The organism is Agromyces sp. NPDC004153, assembly GCF_053603635.1.
The window spans coordinates 1,115,672-1,134,472 of the sequence record NZ_JBSGFY010000001.1; the positions used below are offsets into that span (position 1 = coordinate 1,115,672).

Genomic DNA, 18,801 nt, shown 5'->3' on the forward strand with positions numbered 1-18,801 from the left:
GGATGCCGCGCGCGGAAGGGCGCGGCCGTCGGGCACCGGAGCCTCAGTCGAGCTCGTAGCGGGCGAGCCGGAGGCGGAGCCCGTCGAGCAGCAGCTCGAGCCCCGACTCGAACGCCCGGTCGCTGCGCGCCGCGCCACGCGGGCCGACCGCCACGAGCCGCCCCAGCGTCTCGGTCGGGGTCTCGGGCGCCCACACCTCGTCGGGCGACGCGAGGTCCAGCCCCATGCCGATCGAGAACGCGTCGATGATCGCGACGACGTCGAGCACGTCGTCCTCGGGGAAGCCGGCCGCCGCGAGCGTCGTCGCAAGGTGGTCGTACGACGCGATCACGGTCGGGTCGGTGATCGTCTGCTCCACGATGAGCGGGATGAGGAACGGATGCTCAGCGTACATGCGGCGCTGCGCGCGCAGGCTCCCCTCGACCACCTCGTCCCACGTGCCGCCGACCAGCTGCGGGAGGTACCGCTCCCCGAGCCGCCCGCGCATGAGCTCGACGATCTCGTCGCGCCCCCGCACGTGGTTGTAGAGCGACGACGGCGTGACGCCGAGCCGCCGGGCGATCGCGTTGACGCCGAACGGCGCACCCTCGTCGACGAGCTGCATCGCGGCATCCGCGATGCGATCGGTCGACAGCAGCGGGGTCCTCGGCCTCGGCATCGGCGCCTCCCTGGTCCACATGCGTGTCACGTCAGCCTACGGGTCGCGAAATACGCACTTCCCGAATCGGCCTCACGTATGCATAATAAACGAATACCATTCGTTTACCTCGCGCACATCGTCGTGCCGAACCCCGGAGGTCCCCCGTGTCCCACTCCCTCCCATCCGCCAGGATTCCCCTGCGGCTGCCCAGCGCGGTCGCCACGTTCGGGATCGGCATCGCCGGCTACCTCGGCGTGAACCTCTCGCCGTACATGATCGCGGCCGTGCAGTCGGCCCTCGGCGCCGACGTGCTCACCGCGAGCTGGATCGTGACGGGCGCGCTGCTCCTCACGGCCATCACCGGCCTCGCGACCGCGAAGCTCAGCGCGGGCCCTCGCCGCCTGCTCGTCGCGCGCGTCGGACTCGTGCTCGCCGTGGTGGGCTTCGGCGCCGCGGCGCTCGTGCCGGCTCCCGCGGTCGTCGTGGCGGGCCTGCTCATCGGCGGCATCGGCGCCGGCGGCGCGGTCTCGTCGTCGGGCGCGGCGCTCGCAGCCTTCGTGAACCCCGACCGCGTCGCCGGGTTCAGCGGCCTCGCCAACCGGGCGATCGTGACGGTGATCCTCGCGCTCATCCCGCTCATGCCGCTCGTGCCGATCAGCGTGTTCGGCACGCTCGCGATCTTCGCGCTCGTCGTGCTGTTCGCCTCGGCCTGGCTGCCGACCGCCCCGGTCGTCGAGCACGCCGCCGTGCCGGCCGCCCACGGTGCCGCCGCGGCATCCGATGCCGTCGCCCGCCGGCCGCGCCGTGCCGAGACGATCGCGGGCTTCGTGCTGCTCATCACGTTCGCGCTGTGGGCCGCGAGCGAGGACTCGCTCTGGGCGATGGCCGGTGTCATGGGCGCCGACCAGGCCGCCCTCACGCCCGAGGGCCTCGGCATCGCGCTCAGCGGCGCGACCGCGGGCGGCATCGTCGGCGCGATCCTGCTCATGATCGTCGGCGACCGCCTCGGCCGCGCCGTGCCGCTCGCGATCCTGCTCGTGGCCGGCGGCCTGCTGAAGATCGCCGAGGGCTTCGTCACCGACCCGACGATGTTCATCGTCATCTTCATCGCCTGGAACACCGTCTACGCGATCGCCTTCCTCTACTTCGTCGCGACCGCCGCCGCACTCGACGCCGACGGCCGCTGGTCGGGCCCGCTGCTCGCGGTGTACCTCGTCGGCTCGGCGCTCACGCCCGTCATCGGCGCCGCGCTCGTCGAGGCGTTCGGCTATCAGGGCTTCGTCACCGCGCTCGGCGTCGCGAGCTTCGTGCTGGCCGTGCCCGCCTTCCTCGTCGCGCGCATCTCGTCGCGGCTGCAGCGCACCGAGGAGCCCGCAGCCGCCGAGGCCGAGGAGGTGGCCGCATGACCCGGGTCCTGCACCGCGGCGGCCGCGTGTTCACCGCCGACGAGCCCGCGTGGGCCGAGGCCATCGTCACCGAGGGCGCGCGCATCGCGTTCGTCGGCTCCGACGCCGAGGCCGCGTCCTTCGCCGGCACGGATGCCGCGACGGTCGACCTCGACGGCCGCGTCGTGGTCCCGGGCTTCATCGACGCGCACACCCACCTCGTGATGATGGGCGAGGCGCTCGGCAAGGTCGGGCTGACCGACGCACGCACTCTCCCCGAGATCCAGCAGCGGCTGCGCGCCGCCCGCGACGCCGACCCGGATGCCCCCCGGCTGCTCGGCCGCGGCTGGCTCTTCGACTCCGTGCCGGGCGGGGCGCCGACAGCCGCGATGCTCGACGAGGTCGTCGCCGACGTGCCCGTCTACCTCGACGCGAACGACTACCACTCGGTGTGGGTCAACTCGGCAGCGCTGCGGGAGCTCGGCATCGACCGCGACACCCCCGACCCGATCGGCGGTCGCATCGGCCGCGGCGCCGACGGCGAGCCCGACGGCATGCTCTTCGAGACCGCCGCGCAGCAGCACGTCTGGACGCTCCTGGCCGAGGTCGCCACCGACGCCGACCGCGACGCCGCCGTCGAGCGCACCATCGCCGCGTACCTCGCGACCGGCGTGACCGGCGTCGTCGACATGGCGTTCGACGAGCTCGGGCTCGAGGCGTTCGACCGTGCCGCCCGGCGCCGCGGCGGGACGCTGCCGATCCGAGTGCTCGCGCACTGGTTCATCGGCAACACGGGCGAGGATGTCGAGAACCTCTCGCAGGTGCAGCGCGCGATCGAGCTCACGGGCGAGCACCGCCCGTGGCTGAAGATCGCGGGCATCAAGCTCGTGCTCGACGGCGTGATCGACGCGTGCACGGCCGCGATGCGGCATCCGTACGCCGACGGCTCGAACGCCGAGCCGATCTGGCCGCTCGAGCGACTGCGTCCGGTCGTGGCCGCAGCGGATGCCGCGGGCCTCCAGGTCGCGCTGCACGCGATCGGCGACCTCGCGAGCGACGTCGCGCTCGACGCGCTCGAGCACGCGCACGCCGTGAACGGCGACCGGCCGCGGCGACACCGGATCGAGCACCTCGAGTACGCCGCCCCCGAGACGGCGGGCCGCATGGCAGCGCTCGGGGTCACCGCGTCGATGCAGCCCGTGCACGCCGATCCCGCGATCTGGACGAACTGGGCCGCGATGCTCGGCGACGACCGCGCCGACCGCGGCTTCGCGTGGACCGAGTTCACCGACGCCGGCGCCCTGCTCGCGTTCTCGACGGATGCCCCGACCGCCCCGCACGAGGCCCTGCCGAACCTCTACATCGCGGCGACGCGCCGATCGGCGCTCGACGACTCGTTCCCCGCGAACCACCCCGAGTACGCGCTGCCGCTCGCGGACGCGCTCGCGCACGCCACCCGCGACGCCGCCGCGAGCTGCCTCGAGGAGCACGAGCGCGGCCGGATCGCCCCGGGGCTCGCCGCCGACTTCGCGGTGCTCGACCGGGACCCGTTCGCCGAGGGCGCCGACGTGCTCCTCGAGGCGCGCGTCGTGCGCACGGTGGTGGCGGGCGCCACGGTCCACGAGGCCGAGCCGGGTGACGCCGCGCGGGAGGCATCCGCGGCCTGACCGACTTGGCTCGTCGCCTGAAGTGACGCGATCCGCCCTCTCCCACCGGTGGGAAGGGCGGATCGAGTCCTCTCGTCATCATCAGGGTTGACTTATATAAGTCGTGGGTGAAGAATGGTCGCATGCACGCGCTCGACATCCTCGGCGATCCGGTGCGGCGACGCATCGTCGAACTGCTGGCCGACGGCGAACTCGCCGCCGGCGAGGTCGGGCGTGCCGTGCAGCGGGAGTTCGGCATCTCGCAGCCCGCGGTCTCCCAGCACCTGAAGGTGCTGCGCGAGTCGGGGTTCGCGGCGGTGCGCTCCGAGGGCACGCGGCGCTTCTACACGCTCGAGCCCGAGCCGATCGCCGAGGCCGCCGAATGGTTCACGCCGTTCGAGCGGTTCTGGCGCCCGCGGCTCGACGCCCTCGGCACGGAGCTCGCACGCTCGGCGCGTGCACGTCGCCTCGCGCCATCCGAACCGGCACGACCCGACTCGGCAGCGCCCGAACCGGCACGACCCGACTCGGCAGCGCCCGACCCGGCAGCACCCAAACCGGCACGACCCGACCCGGCACGACCCGACTCGGCAGCGCCCGACCCGGCAGCACCGGATACGAACACCTCGAACAAGGAGACCTGAGATGGACATCGACGCCCAGCTCGACGCCGTCGACCGCGGCCTGACGACCGGCACCCGCGACGGCGCCGACACGTTCGTGCAGACGCTCGCCCAGACCTACCCCGCACCCATCGACGACGTGTGGGACGCCCTCACGTCGGCCGAGCGCATCCCGCGCTGGTTCCTGCCGGTGCGCGGCGACCTGCGGCTCGGCGGCCGCTACCAGCTCGAGGGCAACGCCGGCGGCACCGTCGAGTCGTGCGACGCCCCGAACTCGTACGGCGTGACCTGGGAGTACGGCGGCGGCGTCACGTGGGTCACCGTGCGGCTCACCGAGGTCGAGCCCGGACGCACCCGCGTCGAGCTCCAGCACGTCGCCCCGTCGGCCGACCTCGGCGCCGAGATTTGGGAGCAGTTCGGCCCGTCGGCCACGGGCATCGGCTGGGACCAGACGCTGCTCGGGCTCGCGCAGCACCTCACGACCGGCGAGGTGAAGCCCGAGAACGCGCAGGAGTGGCTCGTCTCCGACGAGGGCATCGGCTTCATGCGCGGGAGCGCCGACCGGTGGTCGGCGGCGCACGTCGCGTTCGGCGCGGAGCCCGAGGTCGCGCGCGCCGCGGCCGACACCACGTTCGCGGCGTACACGGGCGCGGCTCCCGCGTCGATGGACTGACCTCCGGTCAGAGCAGGCGGCGGGCGGTCGCCCAGGCGGTGAGCTCGTGCCGCGACGAGAGCTGCAGCTTGCGCAGCACGCTCGACACGTGCGACTCGACGGTCTTCGCCGAGATGAACAGCGTGGCCGCGACCTCCTTGTAGGCGTAACCGCGCGCGATGAGCCGCATGACCTCCTGCTCGCGCGTCGAGAGCCGGTCGAGCTCGTCGTCGGCCGCGGCGGTCTCCCCCACGGCAGCCCCGAACGCGTCGAGCACGAACCCCGCGAGCCGCGGCGAGAACACCGCGTCGCCGCCGGCGACGGCCTGCACCGCGCGACTCACCTCGGCCCCCGACGCGCCCTTGGTGATGTAGCCGCGGGCGCCCGCGCGGATGACGCCGACGACGTCCTCGGCCTTGTCGGACACGCTCAGGGCGAGGAACCGGGTCGACGGCACGGCGGATGCCACGTGCCGCAGCACCTCGGCACCGCCCGAGATCGTTGCGTCCGCGCCGCCGGGCAGGTGCACGTCGAGCAGCACCACGTCGGGCCGCGTCTCGGCGATCACCGCGACCGCGGACGGGACATCCGCCGCCTCGCCGACGACCTCGATGGAGCGGTCGAGGTCGGCGCGCAGGCCCGACCGGAAGATCGAGTGGTCGTCGACCACGACCACGGTGAGCGTGTCAGCCATGCTCCGCCCTCGTCTCGAATCGCAGGTGCACCTCGGTGCCCTCGCCGCCCGCGCCGGGCCGCACGGTGGCGCTGCCACCGGCCCGGCGCATCCGCCCGACGATCGACTCGCGCACGCCGAGCCGGCCCGGCGCCACGTGCGCCGGGTCGAACCCTGGTCCGCGGTCGCGCACGTAGACGTCGACCGCGTCGGTCGAGCCCTCGAGGTAGACCGACACCTCGCCGCCCGCATGCCGGGCTGCGTTGAGCATCGCCTCGCGCGCGGCCGCCGCGAGCTCGCCGCTCGCGCGCTCGTCCGACATGCCGACGGCGACCACGTCGATCCGCACGGGGTAGTCGAGCTCGAGCGCGGCCGCGAAGTCGCGCAGGTCGGTCGCGAGGTCGCTGTCGGCCGGGGCATCGCCCTCGTGCAGCCAGCTGCGCAACTCCCGCTCCTGGGCGCGCGCGAGCCGCCCGGCCTCGCTCGACGCGCCGGCCCGATTCTGGATCAGCGCGAGCGTCTGCAGCACCGAGTCGTGCAGGTGCGCGGCCATCGCGCTGCGCTGCTCGTCGCGGATGCGGCGCACCCGCTCGCCCTCGAGGTCGCGCCAGAGTTTCACGAGCGCGGGGAGGTACACCAGCCCGATTCCGAGCAGCGCGCCGAACGCGGCCAGCACCGCGACGACCGGCCACGCTCGTGCAGCGGGACCCAGCACCAGCACGACCGCAAGCAACGCGAGCGCCACGGTGAGCGCCGCACGCACCCCGACCTCGAGGCGCCGCCCGCGCGCGGGATCCGGCCGGTCGATGAAGCTCACCCACGCTCCCGCACCCGCGGAGAGCAGCACCGCGAGGACGGCGGGCACGAGCCAGTCGGGCGCGCCGCCGTCGGCGCGGCCGTCGTCGAGGATCGCGAGCAGGATCGCGAGGACCGCGGCGCCGAGCGCGCCGGCTGTCGCCAGGATCGCCACGGGGGCGCGCCGCTCGATGCGGTCGTCGGGGCCCGACGCCTCCGCCCACGGCGCGAACGCCCACAGCCACGCGTAGAGCAGCGCGCCCGCGCCGGCGAGGAGCGCCGTCGCCACGAACGCGATGCGCACCACCCGGACGGGCCATCCGAGATGGTCGGCGAGCCCGCCCGCGACGCCCGCGACGAGGCAGTCACGTCGGCGCGCGAGCGTCGGGGCCGCCGATGCCGTGCTCATGCTCCGATCCAAGCAGAACACGGATGCCCCGACACGGCCCTTCGCCGGAAATCAGGGTCGGCTCAGGGTCATGCCGGATGGCCCGCGGGGCGCCGCACGAGGGACGATCGACCCATGACCTCCACCACGACCCCGCCCTCCGCGGGCGACCCGGGCGGAGCCCCGGGCGCCCCCGGCGCCCCGGGCGCCACCGCCCCGCCGCCATCCGAGGATCGCTTCTTCGCCTGGCTCCGCTCGCTCGGCGTGCCGCGTCGGCCCGGGTGGATCGGCGGCGTGGCCGCCGGCATCGCGGCCAGACTCGGCATCGACCCGATCATCGTGCGGGGCATCCTCGTCGTCGTCGCGCTGTTCCTCCCGGTGGCGTTCCTGGCCTACGGGGCCGCCTGGTTGCTGCTGCCCGACACGACGGGGCGGATCCACCTCGAATCGATGCTCCGGGGCGTGTTCGACAGCGCGCTCGTCGGCGTCGCCGCGTTCGCGCTCGTCGGCCTCCTCGGCCTCGGCGGGCCCTGGTGGTTCGGCGGCTGGGACTGGGACGTCGACGGATGGGGCGGCCCGTTCCGCTGGCTCGGCGTGGTGTGGCTGCTGCTCGTGCTCGCCGGCGTCGTCACGCTCATCGTCTGGCTCGCGCGGCGCGCGTCGCCCGCGGCATCCGTACCGCCATCCGATGCCCCGGTCACCACGCCCGCAGCGGCTCGGGGCACCGGCACGACGGATGCCGCCACGGCGGCCACGACCGCAGCGGGCGCGTCATCCGCCTCCGCCACCGCGGCGACCATCCCCATGCCGGCCGGCGCCCTCGCCGTCGAGCCCGTCCCACCGCCGCCGCCGGCGACCGCGCACCACGGCAGCGACGAGTACGCCGCGTGGAAGGTGCAGCAGGACGCCTGGCGTGCGGAGCACGACGCGTGGCGGCGCAGCCAGGACGAGGCGAACCGCGCGGCGCGCGCGCAGCTCGCCGCCGAGAACCGCGCCCGCGCGCTCGAGTTCCAGGCGCAGGCCGAGGAGGCCCGGCGCATCCGGCGGCTCACCCGCCCGCGCACGAGCTTCGCCTACGTGATCGCGACGCTGGGGGCGGCCCTGGTCGCCGGGGCGATCGCCTCGCTGGTCGCGCTGGGGTCGGCCGACCACGCGGCGCAGTCCGTGACCATCGGGCTCGCGGTCGGGACGATCGTGACCGCACTCGCGATGGTGCTCGCCGGTTCCCTCCGGCGCCGCAGCGGCTTCCTCGCGTTCGTGACCGTGACGCTGCTGCTCGCGACGTTCGTCACGGCCGTCGTGCCGCGGGACCCGCGGCTCGTGCTCGGCGGCGTCGCCGAGTCGGCGAGCACGACGAGCGTCGTGCAGCCGATCGGCGCGGTCAGCTTGACGGTGGACGAGCAGGTCGCCGACGAGGCCTCGCCGGTCGAGTGGCGGCTCGTCCAGGGCGTCGGCTCGGTGTCGATCGACGTCCGCGACGGCGCTCGGATCGCGCTGGCGGTCGAGTGCGCCGACTGCACGGTCACGCACGCCCGCTTCGACGCGGACGGCGACTGGTCGCTCGTCGACGAGGTCGACTTGGGGCCCGGCCGATCGATCGGCGGATGGAGCGACGAGATCGGCCCGGGCCTGCAGGCCGGTGAGGTCGACGTCGAGATCCACATCCAGGCGATCGCCACCGCGATCCACGTGACCGAGTTCGAGCCCGAGGGGAACCGACCATGACCGACGACACGACGAGGGCGCTCGGATTCGACGAGGCGCTGCAGCCGCCCGAGGCATCCGTCGCACCCCGCACGCCCGCACCGGAGGAGCTCCGGCCGCGCATCCGATGGGCCGGGATCGTCTGGGGCCTGGTCTTCGCGGGGCTCGCCGCGACGCTGCTGTGGATCGTGCTCGAGCCCGCCCGCATGGAGCTCGTCGCGGACTGGTGGGCGACGCTCACGCCCGGCGGCCTGATCCTCACCGTCCTGCTCGTGCTCGGCGGCCTGCTGCTCGTCGCGGGGCTCTCGAGCCTCGGCCGGCGATCGGACCGCGGGGCCTGACCGCTCGCGGCATCCGCTCGCCCGACGTGCGACGCGCCACGCGGCATCCGCACGCATGACAGGACCGCCCCCGGTGTCGCGGGGGCGGTCCTGCATGCGCTCTCGGGAGCGGAGGCCGGATCGGCGGGACCTCAGTCCTCGGCGACCGCCCGCGAGAGGGTCTCACCGCGGAAGAACGCGGGACGCTTGCGCCATTGCCACAGCATGATCGCGACGCCCGACAGCAGCACGACCATGCCGAGCACGAACACCAGGCCGAGGCCGAAGACGTGCGAGCCGCTGCCGTACTCGGGGTCCATGCTGTCGATCAGCGTCGTGAAGAACAGCACGCCGAGGATCACGCCGCCCACGAGCGGGAACAGCAGCGTGAAGAAGAAGTTCCGCACCGACCGCCACCACAGCTTGCGGAAGAACCACACGCACGCGAACGCCGTGATGCCGTAGTAGAAGCAGATCATCATGCCGAGCGCCGTGATGGTGTCCCAGAGCACGTTCTCGCTCACGAACCGCATGACGGCGTAGAACACGGATGCCACGACGGCCGACACGATCGTCGCGTACCCGGGCGTGAAGAACCGGGGGCTGACTTTCGCGAACGTGTCGGGCAGGGCGCCGTAGTGGCCCATGGCGAGAAGCGTGCGCGCGGGCGACACGAACGTGGACTGCAGCGAGGAGGCCGAGCTCGTCAGCACGGCGAGCGACACGAGCACCGCGAGCGGGCCGAGGATCGGGCCGGCGAGGTGGAAGAACACGTTGTCCTGGATCTCGGGGTTGCCGAGCCCGTACTCGCCGTCGCCGACGCCCGCGTAGGCGATGAGCGACACCGCGATGAGCAGGTAGAGCACCACGATCGTGACCACGGTGATGGTGGCCGCGCGGCCGGGCGTCTTCTCCGAGCCCTTGGTCTCCTCGTTCATCGTGAGGGTGACGTCCCAGCCCCAGAAGATGAAGATCGAGAGCGACAGGCCCGCCGCGAACGCCGAGAACGACTCGACCGCGAACGGGTTGAACCAGCTGAGCTCGACGGGCGTCGCGTCGAACGCGTTGCCGTTGGCCACCTCGACGAGCGCGGCGACCGAGAACAGCACGAGCACGGCGACCTGGAAGCCGACGAGCCAGTACTGCAGCTTCTGCGTGGTCTGCATGTCGCGGTACGAGACCCACGTCGCGCCGAGCACGAACAGCAGGCAGACGCCGACGTTGATGAACGGGTTCGCGGCGAGGTCGGCGATCTCGGGGTTGCCCGCGACCTGCGAGATGAGCAGGAACAGGAAGTCCACCGCGATGCCCGCGAGGTTCGAGAGCACGAGGATGGTCGCGGCCACGAGGCCCCAGCCGGCCATCCAGCCGATCCACGGGCCGAACGCGCGCGTCGCCCACGTGAACGACGTGCCCGAGTCGGGCATCCGCTTGTTCAGCTCGCGGTAGCCGAAGGCGACGAGCAGCATCGGGATGAACCCGACGAGGATGATCGCGGGCACCTGCTCGCCCACCTCCGACACCGTCGGGCCGAGGGCCGCGGTGAGCGTGTAGGCGGGCGCGATGCACGAGATGCCGATGACGATCGCGCCGATGAGGCCGACCGACCCGGCCGAGAGGCCCTTCTTCGTGATGCCGTGGTCGGCGCCGTCGACCGCGGAGGTCGCCTCGGTGAGCGGGGGCTGGTTCGGTTGCGTCATTGCGATGTCTTTCAGGTGGTGGTGCGCGGCACCACGATCATGGGCACCGGCAGCTCGCGCAGCATCTTCGCCGCCGTCGAGCCGAGGAAGAGGTGGCGCGGGGCGGCGAAGCGGCTCGAGCCGACGAGCACGAGCTCGCCGTCGTGCCAGTCGAGGCCCTCGACGGCCTCCTCGATGGTGGCGCCGGTGGCGGCGACCGCCGTGGCGTCGAGGTTGGCCGGCAGCTCGCGGCGTGCGGCAGCCAACACCTCGTCGGCGTGCACGGCTCCCGTGAGCTCGACGAGTCCCTCGTCGAGGCCTGCGGGCAGGTCGATGGGCACGAGCGACACGAGGCGCAGCGGCGCGCGCGTGGCGCGGGCCAGGCGCACGGATGCCTCGAGCAGCGCGTCCGCGCCGGGACGCGTGCCGATCGCGGCGGTCACGCGCGTGACGCCCTGGGTCACCGGCACGTCGCGCTGGCCGACCGGCGCGAGCGCGACCGGGACATCCGACGAGTGCAGCAGCTCGTTCGCGACCGAGCCGATGCGCGACCGCCCCAGCAGGCCGCCACGGGCCGCGCCCACGACGATGAGCGACGCGCCGAACTCGTGCGCCGCGGCGATGAGGCCCTCGGCGAACGACTCCGCGTAGCGCACGTGCAGCGACTGCACGACGTCCTCGTCGTCGAGCGATTCGGATGCCTCGGCCAGCCACTCGCGCGACTGCCCCTTGAGGTACCGCTCGTACCCGGTGTCGGTGGGCACGGTGGTGTTGTGCGCCTCGCTGGGCAGCACCATCACGACGTCGAGGATCGCCTCGCTCGCCCGCGCGATGCGGGTGCCGAGGGCGAGTGCGTCGGCGCCGGAGTCGTTCGCCGTGTAGCCGACGACGATGCGTCCGTTCACGATGCCGCGCGCAGCTCGTCGCCGGCCAGGATCTCGTCGGCGACCTCGCGGCCGACCCGGATCGCACCGTCCACGTGCTGGTACCCCTTGCCCGCCATGTCGCTGCACGAGAAGTGGATGGGACCGACGGGCGTGCGCAGGTCGGCGCCGTAGCGCGCGAGGCCGCCCATGTCGAAGCTCGCGGCGTAGGCGCCGCGCGTCCACTCCTCCGAGCCCCAGTCGCTCTCGTAGTAGACCACCGGATGCTTCGCCTGCTCGCCGTAGTAGTGCGACATCGACTCGAGGATCCGGGCCTTGCGCTCCTCGGCGCTCAGCGAGAAGACGCCGTCGGCCTCCTCGTCGGCGACGAAGCCGACGAGCGTGCCGCGGGGGTCCTCGTGGTTCGTGTTGTCGTACGCCTCGTGCACGAGCTCGTAGGGGCTGAACGCGGTGCCGCTCAGGCCGTCGGCGCGCCAGAACGGCGTCTCGTAGACGGCGTGCACCTTGATGACGAGGCCCATCGAGAGGTGCTGGTGCAGCTGCTGCTGCCGGCGCGGCAGCGGCGGCTCGTACGAGATGCGCGAGATGAGGATCGGCGGGATCGCGAGGATGACGTGCGCCGCGTGCACCTCGAGCTGGTCGGTGACCGCGACGACGCCGCGCTCCGGGGCATCCGGATGCCAACGGAGCGTGCGGACCGCCTGGCCGAGCCGCACCGCGCCGCCGAGCCGCTCGGCGAGCAGCAGCGGGACCTGCTGCAGGCCGCCGACGACGCGGCGGTCGAGGATGAAGTCCGCGTCCACGAGGTTGGAGAACGATCCGGCCGAGGCCGCCATGAGCAGTGCCTGCAGCGCCGAGAACGCGTGCGCCGGCTTCGTGAGCATGGCGCCCGCGATGAACATGCCGATGTTCTCGCGCGCCTCCTCGTCGTCGGTCTGCGTCTCGAGCCAGCGCGCAAACGAGATCTCGTCGAGGTCCTTCGCCTGCGGGTGGTCCCACGGGCGCTCGGGGTCGATCTGTGCGACGAGCGCGTCGAGCTTGTCGATGAGCGAGACGATCTCCTGCTCGGTCGCCGGCGGCACCGGGAAGATCTCGCCCTCGAACTTGCGCAGCTCGCCCTCGGGGCCGATGTAGACGTTCACGCCCTCGCGGTAGCGCGGGTACGTCTCGAGCCCGAGCTCGTCGAGCGTCTCGATGAGCGCATCCTGGTCGGGCGAGACCCACTGGCCGCCGATCTCGAGCATGGCGCCGTCGACGTCGTCGGTCCAGAGGCGGCCTCCGGCGCGGTCCCGTGCCTCCAGCACGACGACCCGGCGGCCGGCGTCCTTCAGTCGGTTGGCCGCGGTGAGCCCGGATGCCCCGGCGCCCACGACGACGACGTCGCAGTCGATGCGTTCCATGATTCCTGTCTGACTTCCTGTTCGTGACGCCGGTCGTCGAGTAGCGCCGTGCGAAGCGCGACGCGTATCGAGACGCTGACGTGTGGTCTCGATACGCGTCCGCCTCCGGCGGTCGCTGCTCGACCACCGGTATCAGCTCACCGGGATGAGCGTGTACTTGGTGTCGAGGTACTCGTGGATGCCCTCGAGGCCGCCCTCGCGGCCGATGCCCGACTGCTTCACGCCGCCGAACGGCGCGGCCGCGTTCGAGACGAGGCCCGTGTTGAGGCCCATCATGCCCGTGGCGAGGCGGTCGATCAGGCGGTGGCCGCGGGCGAGGTCCTGCGTGAACACGTACGACACGAGGCCGTACTCGGTGCCGTTGGCGAGGCGCACCGCTTCGTCCTCGTTCGCGAAGGTCGTGATGCCGAGCACCGGCCCGAAGATCTCCTCCTTGAGGAGGCGGCTGCCCGCCGCGACGCCCGCGAGCACGGTCGGCGCGTAGAACGTGCCGTCGCCGTCGATGCGGGTGCCGCCCGTGAGCACGGTGGCGCCCCGGCCGACCGCGTCCTGCACGAGCGCGTCGGTCGAGTCGACCGCGTCCTGGTCGATGAGCGGGCCGATGTTCACGCCGTCCTCGGTGCCGCGGCCGACCTTCATGGCCCGCACGCGGTCGGCGACGCGCTTCGCGAACTCGTCGGCGACCGACTCGTGCACGATGAAGCGGTTCGCGGCGGTGCACGCCTGGCCGATGTTGCGGAACTTCGCGATCATCGCGCCGTCGACCGCCTTGTCGAGGTCGGCGTCCTCGAAGATCACGAACGGCGCGTTGCCGCCGAGCTCCATCGAGGTGCGCAGGATGCCCAGCGCCGACTGCTCGAGGAGCTTGCGGCCGACCTCGGTCGAGCCCGTGAACGACAGCTTGCGCAGGCGCGGGTCGGCGATGATCGGGGCCGACAGGGCCGACGACTTCGAGGTCGTGACGACGTTGACGACGCCCTTGGGCAGCCCGACCTCCTCGAGCAGCTGCACGAACGCGATGGTCGTGAGCGGCGTGAGGGCCGGCGGCTTGATGACGACCGTGCAGCCCGCGGCGAGCGCCGGGGCGATCTTGCGGGTCGCCATCGCGAGCGGGAAGTTCCACGGCGTGATGAAGAACGACGGGCCGACGGGGCGCTGCGACACGATCATGCGGCCGGTGCCCTCGGGGTTGAGCCCGTAGCGACCCGAGATGCGCACGGCCTCCTCGCTGAACCAGCGCAGGAACTCGCCGCCGTAGGCGACCTCGCCGCGCGCCTCGGCGAGCGGCTTGCCCATCTCGAGCGTCATGAGGAGGGCGAAGTCCTCCTTGCGCGCCATGAGCGTGTCGAACGCGCGCCGCAGCAGCTCGCCGCGCTCGCGCGGTGCGGTCGCGGCCCACGCGTCCTGCGCGGCCACGGCGGCGTCGAGCGCGCGGATGCCGTCGGCCGGCGAGGCGTCCGCGATCTCCTTGATCGTGTCGCCGTTCGACGGGTCGGTGACGGCGAGCGTGCGCCCGCCCTCCGCCTCGACCCACTCGCCGCCGATGAAGAGGCGGTCGGCGACCCGGTCGAGGATCGTCGTCTCAAGCATGGTGTCGGTCATTCTGGTTCCGTTTCGTGTCTTCCGGCCGGTGGGAGTGGTGCCCGATCAGGGGTAGAGGCCGCGGAGGCGGTGGGCCTCGGCGACGCGCTCGACGGCGAGCGCGGTGGCCGCGGTGCGGAGCGAGAGGTCGCGGGCCCGGGCGTAGCCGAGCACGTGCCGCCAGGCGCTGAGCATCCGCTCCTCCAGTCTGGACTCGACCTCGTCGGCGCGCCACCAGTAGGCCTGGTTGGCCTGCACCCACTCGAAGTACGAGACGATGACGCCGCCCGCGTTGGCGAGGATGTCGGGCACGACGAGCACGCCGCGCTCGCGGAGGATGCGGTCGGCGGCCGGGGTGGTCGGGCCGTTGGCGCCCTCGACGATGACCGCAGCCTGCACGTCGCCGGCGTTGCCGTCGTGCAGCACGCCTTCGACCGCGGCCGGGACGAGCAGGTCCACGTCCCGGGTGAGCAGGTCGGCGCCGTCGAGAGGCTCGCCGCCCGCGAATCCGATGACCGAGCCCGTGGCTCGCACGTGGTCGGACAGCGCCTCGATGTCGAGGCCCGCCGTGTTCACGACCGCGCCGTACTGGTCGCTCACCGCGGTGACGCGCACGCCGGCCTCGGACAGGAACCGCGCGGCATCCGCGCCGACCTTGCCGAAGCCCTGCACGGCCGCGGTCGAGCGAGCCGGGTCGAGCCCCACGTGGCGCAGCGCGGCGAGCGCGATGTGCGTGACGCCACGGCTCGTCGCGCTGGCGCGGCCCTGCGAGCCGCCGAGCGAGATCGGCTTGCCGGTCACGATGCCGGGCACGGTGTAGCCGCTGTTGACGGAGTACGTGTCCATCATCCAGGCCATGGTCTGCTCGTCGGTGCCGATGTCGGGCGCGGGGATGTCGCGCTCCGGGCCGATGATCGGCAGGATCTCGCTCGTGTAGCGGCGGGTCACGCGCTCGAGCTCGGCCGCGGAGTGCTCGCGGGGGTCGATCGCGAGGCCGCCCTTCGCGCCGCCGTACGGCACGTCGAGCAGGGCGCACTTCCAGGTCATCCACATCGCCAGCGCCCGCACCTCGTCGAGGTTCACGTTCGGCGCGTAGCGCAGGCCGCCCTTGGCGGGGCCGCGCGAGAAGTTGTGCTGCACGCGGTAGCCGAGGTAGAGCCGGCTCTCGCCCGAGTCCATGCGCAGCGGCACCGCGACGCTGAGCTCGCGGCGCGGGGTCGCGAGCATCTGGTGCAGGCCGTCGGCGTAGCCGAGCAGCGAGACGGCCTCGGCGAGCTGCGAGCGCGCGTCGGTGAGCGGGGTGGCGATGTGATCGGATGCCGCGTGGACACCCACGTGGGCGGTGGACACCGTCGTCGCCGCGAGCACGTCGGTCATGCGTTCTTCAGTCCTTCCGCGACGACCGAGAGACCGTCGATGAGCAGTTCGTCGGAGATGGTGAGCGGCGGGAGGAAGCGGATCACGTTGCCGTAGGTGCCGCAGGTCAGGACGATGACGCCGTGCGCGTGGGCGTACGCGGCGACCTTCGAGGTCAGCGCCGCGTCGGGCTCGCCCGTGGTGGGGTCGACGAGCTCGATGGCGACCATCGCGCCGCGGCCGCGGACGTCGCCGATGCGCGGGTCGGCCGTGCGCAGCGCGTTCAGGCGGCCGAGGAGCACCGCGCCGATCTCGCGGGCGCGCTCGATGAGGCCGTCCTCCTCGTAGGACTCGATCGCGGCGAGCGCGGCGGCGCAGGCGAGCGGGTTGCCGCCGTAGGTGCCGCCGAGGCCGCCGGCCATGGCGGAGTCCATGATCTCGGCGCGGCCGGTGACCGCCGACAGCGGCAGTCCGCCCGCGATGCCCTTCGCCGTGACGACCAGGTCGGGCACGATGCCCTCGTGGTCGCTCGCGAACCAGGCGCCCGTGCGGCCGAAGCCGGTCTGCACCTCGTCGGCGATGAAGACGACGTCGTTCTCGTTCGCCCACTTCACGAGCGCGGGCAGGAAGCCCTGGGCCGGCACGATGAAGCCGCCCTCGCCCTGGATGGGCTCGATGATGATCGCCGCGAGGTTCTCGACGCCGACCTGCTTCTCGATCTGCAGGATGGCGCGGGCCGCCGCCTCGGCGCCCGAGAGTCCGCCGTCGCGGAACGGGTACGAGAGGGGCGCGCGGTAGACCTCCGACGCGAACGGCCCGAAGCCGCTCTTGTACGGGATGTTCTTCGCCGTGAGGCCCATCGTGAGGTTGGTGCGGCCGTGGTACGCGTGGTCGAATGCGACGACGGCCTGGCGCTTCGTGTGGTGGCGCGCGATCTTCACCGCGTTCTCGACGGCCTCGGCGCCCGAGTTGAACAGGGCCGAGCGCTTGACGAAGTCGCCCGGGGTGAGCTCGTTGAGCTTCTCGGCGACGTCGACGTAGCCCTCGTAGGGCGCCACGGTGAAGCACGTGTGCGTGAACGCGTTGAGCTGCGCGGTGACGGCCTCGACCACGCGGGGGTTCGAGTTGCCGACACCGGTGACGGCGATGCCCGAGCCGAGGTCGATGAGCGAGTTGCCGTCGGCGTCGACGACGACCCCGCCGCCCGCGGCGACGACCGAGACGGGAATGGTGGTGCCGACGCCCTTGGCGACGGCCTCCGCCTTGCGGGCCATGAGCTCCTGCGAGCGGGGGCCGGGGATGGCGGTGACGAGGCGGCGCTCCTGCGCGAGGGCCGGTCCTCCGGCGACGATGGCCGGGGTGTCGACGAGGGTCATGGTCTGCTCCGATGCAAAGGTGACGACGGTGGCGATGCCGCCCATGCTAGGTCGGCGGCGACGGATGCCTCAGCGCCCGCGTGTACACTCGGGTGCACGTTGTTCGACACCGCGTACAAGGAGTGGCACCCATGCAGCCGACCGTGCGCACCCTGCTCGACCGGCCAGAGCTCGGGCTGGCCCTGCTCACCCCGCCCACCTCCCTGCCGCCCGAGTCGCTCGACGCCGCCGTCGTCTGGGCGCACTCGTCCGACCTCGTCGATCCGGCGCCGTTCCTCGACGCGGGGCACGTGCTGCTCACCACCGGCACGCAGTTCGAGCGGGCCGAGGCCGATGAGCCCGGGTTCGCCGACGCCTACGTGCGGCGCCTGCTCGAGACCGGCATCGCAGCGCTCGGCTTCGGCACCGAGGTGATCCGGGCAGGCACGCCCGACGCGCTCGTCGACGCCTGCGCCGCGCAGGGACTCCCGCTCTTCGAGGTGCCCTACCGCACGCCGTTCATCGCCATCGCTCGGCTCGTCGCCGACCTCCTCGCCGAGGACGCGTACGCCCGACAGGCCTGGGCGCTCGCCGCGCAGCGGGCCATCTCACTCGCGGCACTCCGGCCCGACGGACTCTCGGCGACCCTCGGCGAACTCTCGCAGCGCCTCGACGCGTGGGTCGGGCTCATCGACGCCGCCGGCACGCTCGATCGCGAGGCGCCCGACGGCGGGCTCGAGCAGCCCGCGCTCGGGGAGGTCGTCGGCGAGGCCCGCTCCATGCTGCGCCGCGGCCAGCGTGCGAGCCGCACACTCGTGGCCGGCGAGTCGGTGGGCGCGCCGCAGCGCATCACGCTGCAGACGCTCGGCGGCGGCGGCGCGTTGCGCGGCGTGCTCGCCATCGGCGACTCGGCCGAGCTCGACCAGGCCGGCCGCGAGGTCGTCACGTCGGTGATCGCGCTCGCCGGCCTCGCGCTCGAGCAGAACCGCGACCTCGACCGCGCCCGCGGCCACCTGCGCACCGGGCTGCTCCGCGGCATCCTCGCGGGCGACACCGACCTCGCTGAGCGCGTCGCGAGCGAGATGTGGGGCCCGCTGCCCGCAGCGCCGTTCCGGGTCGCGATCGCGGACGTGCCCGCCCAGCACGTCGACCGGCTCACCGAGCTGCTCGAGCTCCGCGTCGAGGAGCGCGGCGGACGCCTCTTCTTCGGACGAGACCAGGACACCGTGGTGATCCTGCTCGAGGACGCCGACACGGCGCTCGCCGACGAAGTCGCCGCCGAGTTCGAGGTGCCCGTCGGCATCTCCGACGCGGTCGCCGCCGACGCCGTGGCGCTCGCGCACGAGCAGGCGCTGCGGGCGCTCGAACGCGCCCGCGAGACGAAGGCCGGTGTCGTCGCCTTCGACGAGATCAGCCGCCAGGGCGTCCTCGCGTTCCTCGCACGCACCGACGCGCGGGCCGTCGCCCTCGCCACACTGGCCCCGCTCACCGAGTACGACTCGGCGCACGGCACGTCGCTCCTCGAGACCACGCGTTCGTGGCTCGAGCACGGCGGCCAGTTCGACGCGACCGCGCAGGCGCTCGGGGTGCACCGACACACCGTGCGCAGCCGCGTCGCGCTTGCCGAGAAGCTGCTCGGCCGCGACCTCTCGGGGTTCCACGCGCGCGCCGACCTCTGGGCGGCGCTCCTCGCCGTCGACTGAGCGGATGCCGCGGCCGC

The 18,801-nt window shown here is 73.0% G+C and carries 16 protein-coding genes; 7 read left to right on the top strand and 9 right to left on the bottom strand.

Translation table 11 applies throughout. The features are described from left to right. Window positions 1-43: 43 nt before the first annotated feature. Window positions 44-658 (bottom strand): TetR/AcrR family transcriptional regulator, encoded by a 615-nt coding sequence (locus tag ACWEOH_RS05260; protein ID WP_452028863.1) that lies wholly within the window; start codon window positions 656-658, stop codon window positions 44-46. Between the two features lie 146 nt (window positions 659-804). Between ACWEOH_RS05260 and ACWEOH_RS05265 the strand changes: the two genes are divergently transcribed. The 4 genes from ACWEOH_RS05265 (at window position 805) to ACWEOH_RS05280 (ending at window position 4,967) form a co-directional block, all read left to right on the top strand. Beyond that, window positions 805-2,046, top strand: coding sequence for an MFS transporter (locus tag ACWEOH_RS05265; RefSeq protein WP_452028865.1), 1,242 nt, complete (start codon window positions 805-807; stop codon window positions 2,044-2,046). Continuing rightward, entirely contained in the window at window positions 2,043-3,692 is a 1,650-nt protein-coding gene (locus ACWEOH_RS05270) for an amidohydrolase (protein ID WP_452028867.1), read from the top strand. Before ACWEOH_RS05265 ends, ACWEOH_RS05270 begins: the two co-directional genes overlap by 4 nt. Window positions 3,693-3,814: 122 nt before the next feature. After that, window positions 3,815-4,315 carry an ArsR/SmtB family transcription factor gene (locus tag ACWEOH_RS05275; RefSeq protein ID WP_452028869.1) on the top strand — a complete coding sequence of 167 codons (501 nt, stop codon included), beginning with the start codon at window positions 3,815-3,817 and terminating at the stop codon, window positions 4,313-4,315. A gap of 1 nt (window position 4,316) precedes the next feature. After that, window positions 4,317-4,967, top strand: a complete 651-nt coding sequence (locus ACWEOH_RS05280; protein ID WP_452028871.1) for an SRPBCC family protein — start codon at window positions 4,317-4,319, stop codon at window positions 4,965-4,967. A gap of 7 nt (window positions 4,968-4,974) precedes the next feature. On the opposite strand, the gene ACWEOH_RS05285 is transcribed toward ACWEOH_RS05280, so the two are convergent. Together ACWEOH_RS05285 and ACWEOH_RS05290 are read right to left on the bottom strand one after the other, a co-directional pair. Next, window positions 4,975-5,640 carry a LuxR C-terminal-related transcriptional regulator gene (locus ACWEOH_RS05285; protein ID WP_452028873.1) on the bottom strand — a complete coding sequence of 222 codons (666 nt, stop codon included), beginning with the start codon at window positions 5,638-5,640 and terminating at the stop codon, window positions 4,975-4,977. Next, on the bottom strand, window positions 5,633-6,823 hold the full coding sequence (locus tag ACWEOH_RS05290) for a PspC domain-containing protein (protein ID WP_452028875.1): 1,191 nt from the start codon (window positions 6,821-6,823) through the stop codon (window positions 5,633-5,635). The genes ACWEOH_RS05285 and ACWEOH_RS05290 overlap by 8 nt, the downstream gene beginning before the upstream one ends. Before the next feature lie 114 nt (window positions 6,824-6,937). On the opposite strand from ACWEOH_RS05290, the gene ACWEOH_RS05295 reads away from it, so the two are divergent. Both ACWEOH_RS05295 and ACWEOH_RS05300 read left to right on the top strand, forming a co-directional pair. Next, window positions 6,938-8,527 (top strand): PspC domain-containing protein, encoded by a 1,590-nt coding sequence (locus ACWEOH_RS05295; protein ID WP_452028877.1) that lies wholly within the window; start codon window positions 6,938-6,940, stop codon window positions 8,525-8,527. Beyond that, window positions 8,524-8,847: a hypothetical protein gene (locus ACWEOH_RS05300; RefSeq protein WP_452028878.1), complete on the top strand. Its 324-nt coding sequence runs from the start codon at window positions 8,524-8,526 to the stop codon at window positions 8,845-8,847. Before ACWEOH_RS05295 ends, ACWEOH_RS05300 begins: the two co-directional genes overlap by 4 nt. A gap of 131 nt (window positions 8,848-8,978) precedes the next feature. Here ACWEOH_RS05300 and ACWEOH_RS05305 read toward each other — a convergent pair whose 3' ends face one another. The 6 genes from ACWEOH_RS05305 to gabT form a co-directional block, all read right to left on the bottom strand. Further along, window positions 8,979-10,526 (bottom strand): APC family permease, encoded by a 1,548-nt coding sequence (locus ACWEOH_RS05305; RefSeq protein WP_452028880.1) that lies wholly within the window; start codon window positions 10,524-10,526, stop codon window positions 8,979-8,981. Between the two features lie 11 nt (window positions 10,527-10,537). Beyond that, window positions 10,538-11,410: a universal stress protein gene (locus tag ACWEOH_RS05310; RefSeq protein WP_452028882.1), complete on the bottom strand. Its 873-nt coding sequence runs from the start codon at window positions 11,408-11,410 to the stop codon at window positions 10,538-10,540. Further along, window positions 11,407-12,789, bottom strand: a complete 1,383-nt coding sequence (locus tag ACWEOH_RS05315; protein ID WP_452028883.1) for a flavin monoamine oxidase family protein — start codon at window positions 12,787-12,789, stop codon at window positions 11,407-11,409. The genes ACWEOH_RS05310 and ACWEOH_RS05315 overlap by 4 nt, the downstream gene beginning before the upstream one ends. 132 nt (window positions 12,790-12,921) lie before the next feature. Beyond that, a complete protein-coding gene (locus ACWEOH_RS05320) occupies window positions 12,922-14,391 on the bottom strand; it encodes an NAD-dependent succinate-semialdehyde dehydrogenase (RefSeq protein ID WP_452028885.1) in 1,470 nt (489 codons plus the stop codon). Window positions 14,392-14,436: 45 nt separating this feature from the next. Beyond that, window positions 14,437-15,747 (bottom strand): Glu/Leu/Phe/Val family dehydrogenase, encoded by a 1,311-nt coding sequence (locus ACWEOH_RS05325; protein ID WP_452028887.1) that lies wholly within the window; start codon window positions 15,745-15,747, stop codon window positions 14,437-14,439. Next, window positions 15,744-17,102 (bottom strand): 4-aminobutyrate--2-oxoglutarate transaminase, encoded by a 1,359-nt coding sequence (gene gabT, locus ACWEOH_RS05330; protein ID WP_452028888.1) that lies wholly within the window; start codon window positions 17,100-17,102, stop codon window positions 15,744-15,746. The genes ACWEOH_RS05325 and gabT overlap by 4 nt, the downstream gene beginning before the upstream one ends. A gap of 131 nt (window positions 17,103-17,233) precedes the next feature. Here gabT and ACWEOH_RS05335 point away from each other — a divergent pair, with 131 nt between their 5' ends. Continuing rightward, window positions 17,234-18,784, top strand: coding sequence for a PucR family transcriptional regulator (locus ACWEOH_RS05335; protein WP_452028889.1), 1,551 nt, complete (start codon window positions 17,234-17,236; stop codon window positions 18,782-18,784). The last annotated feature ends 17 nt before the right edge of the window (window positions 18,785-18,801 follow it).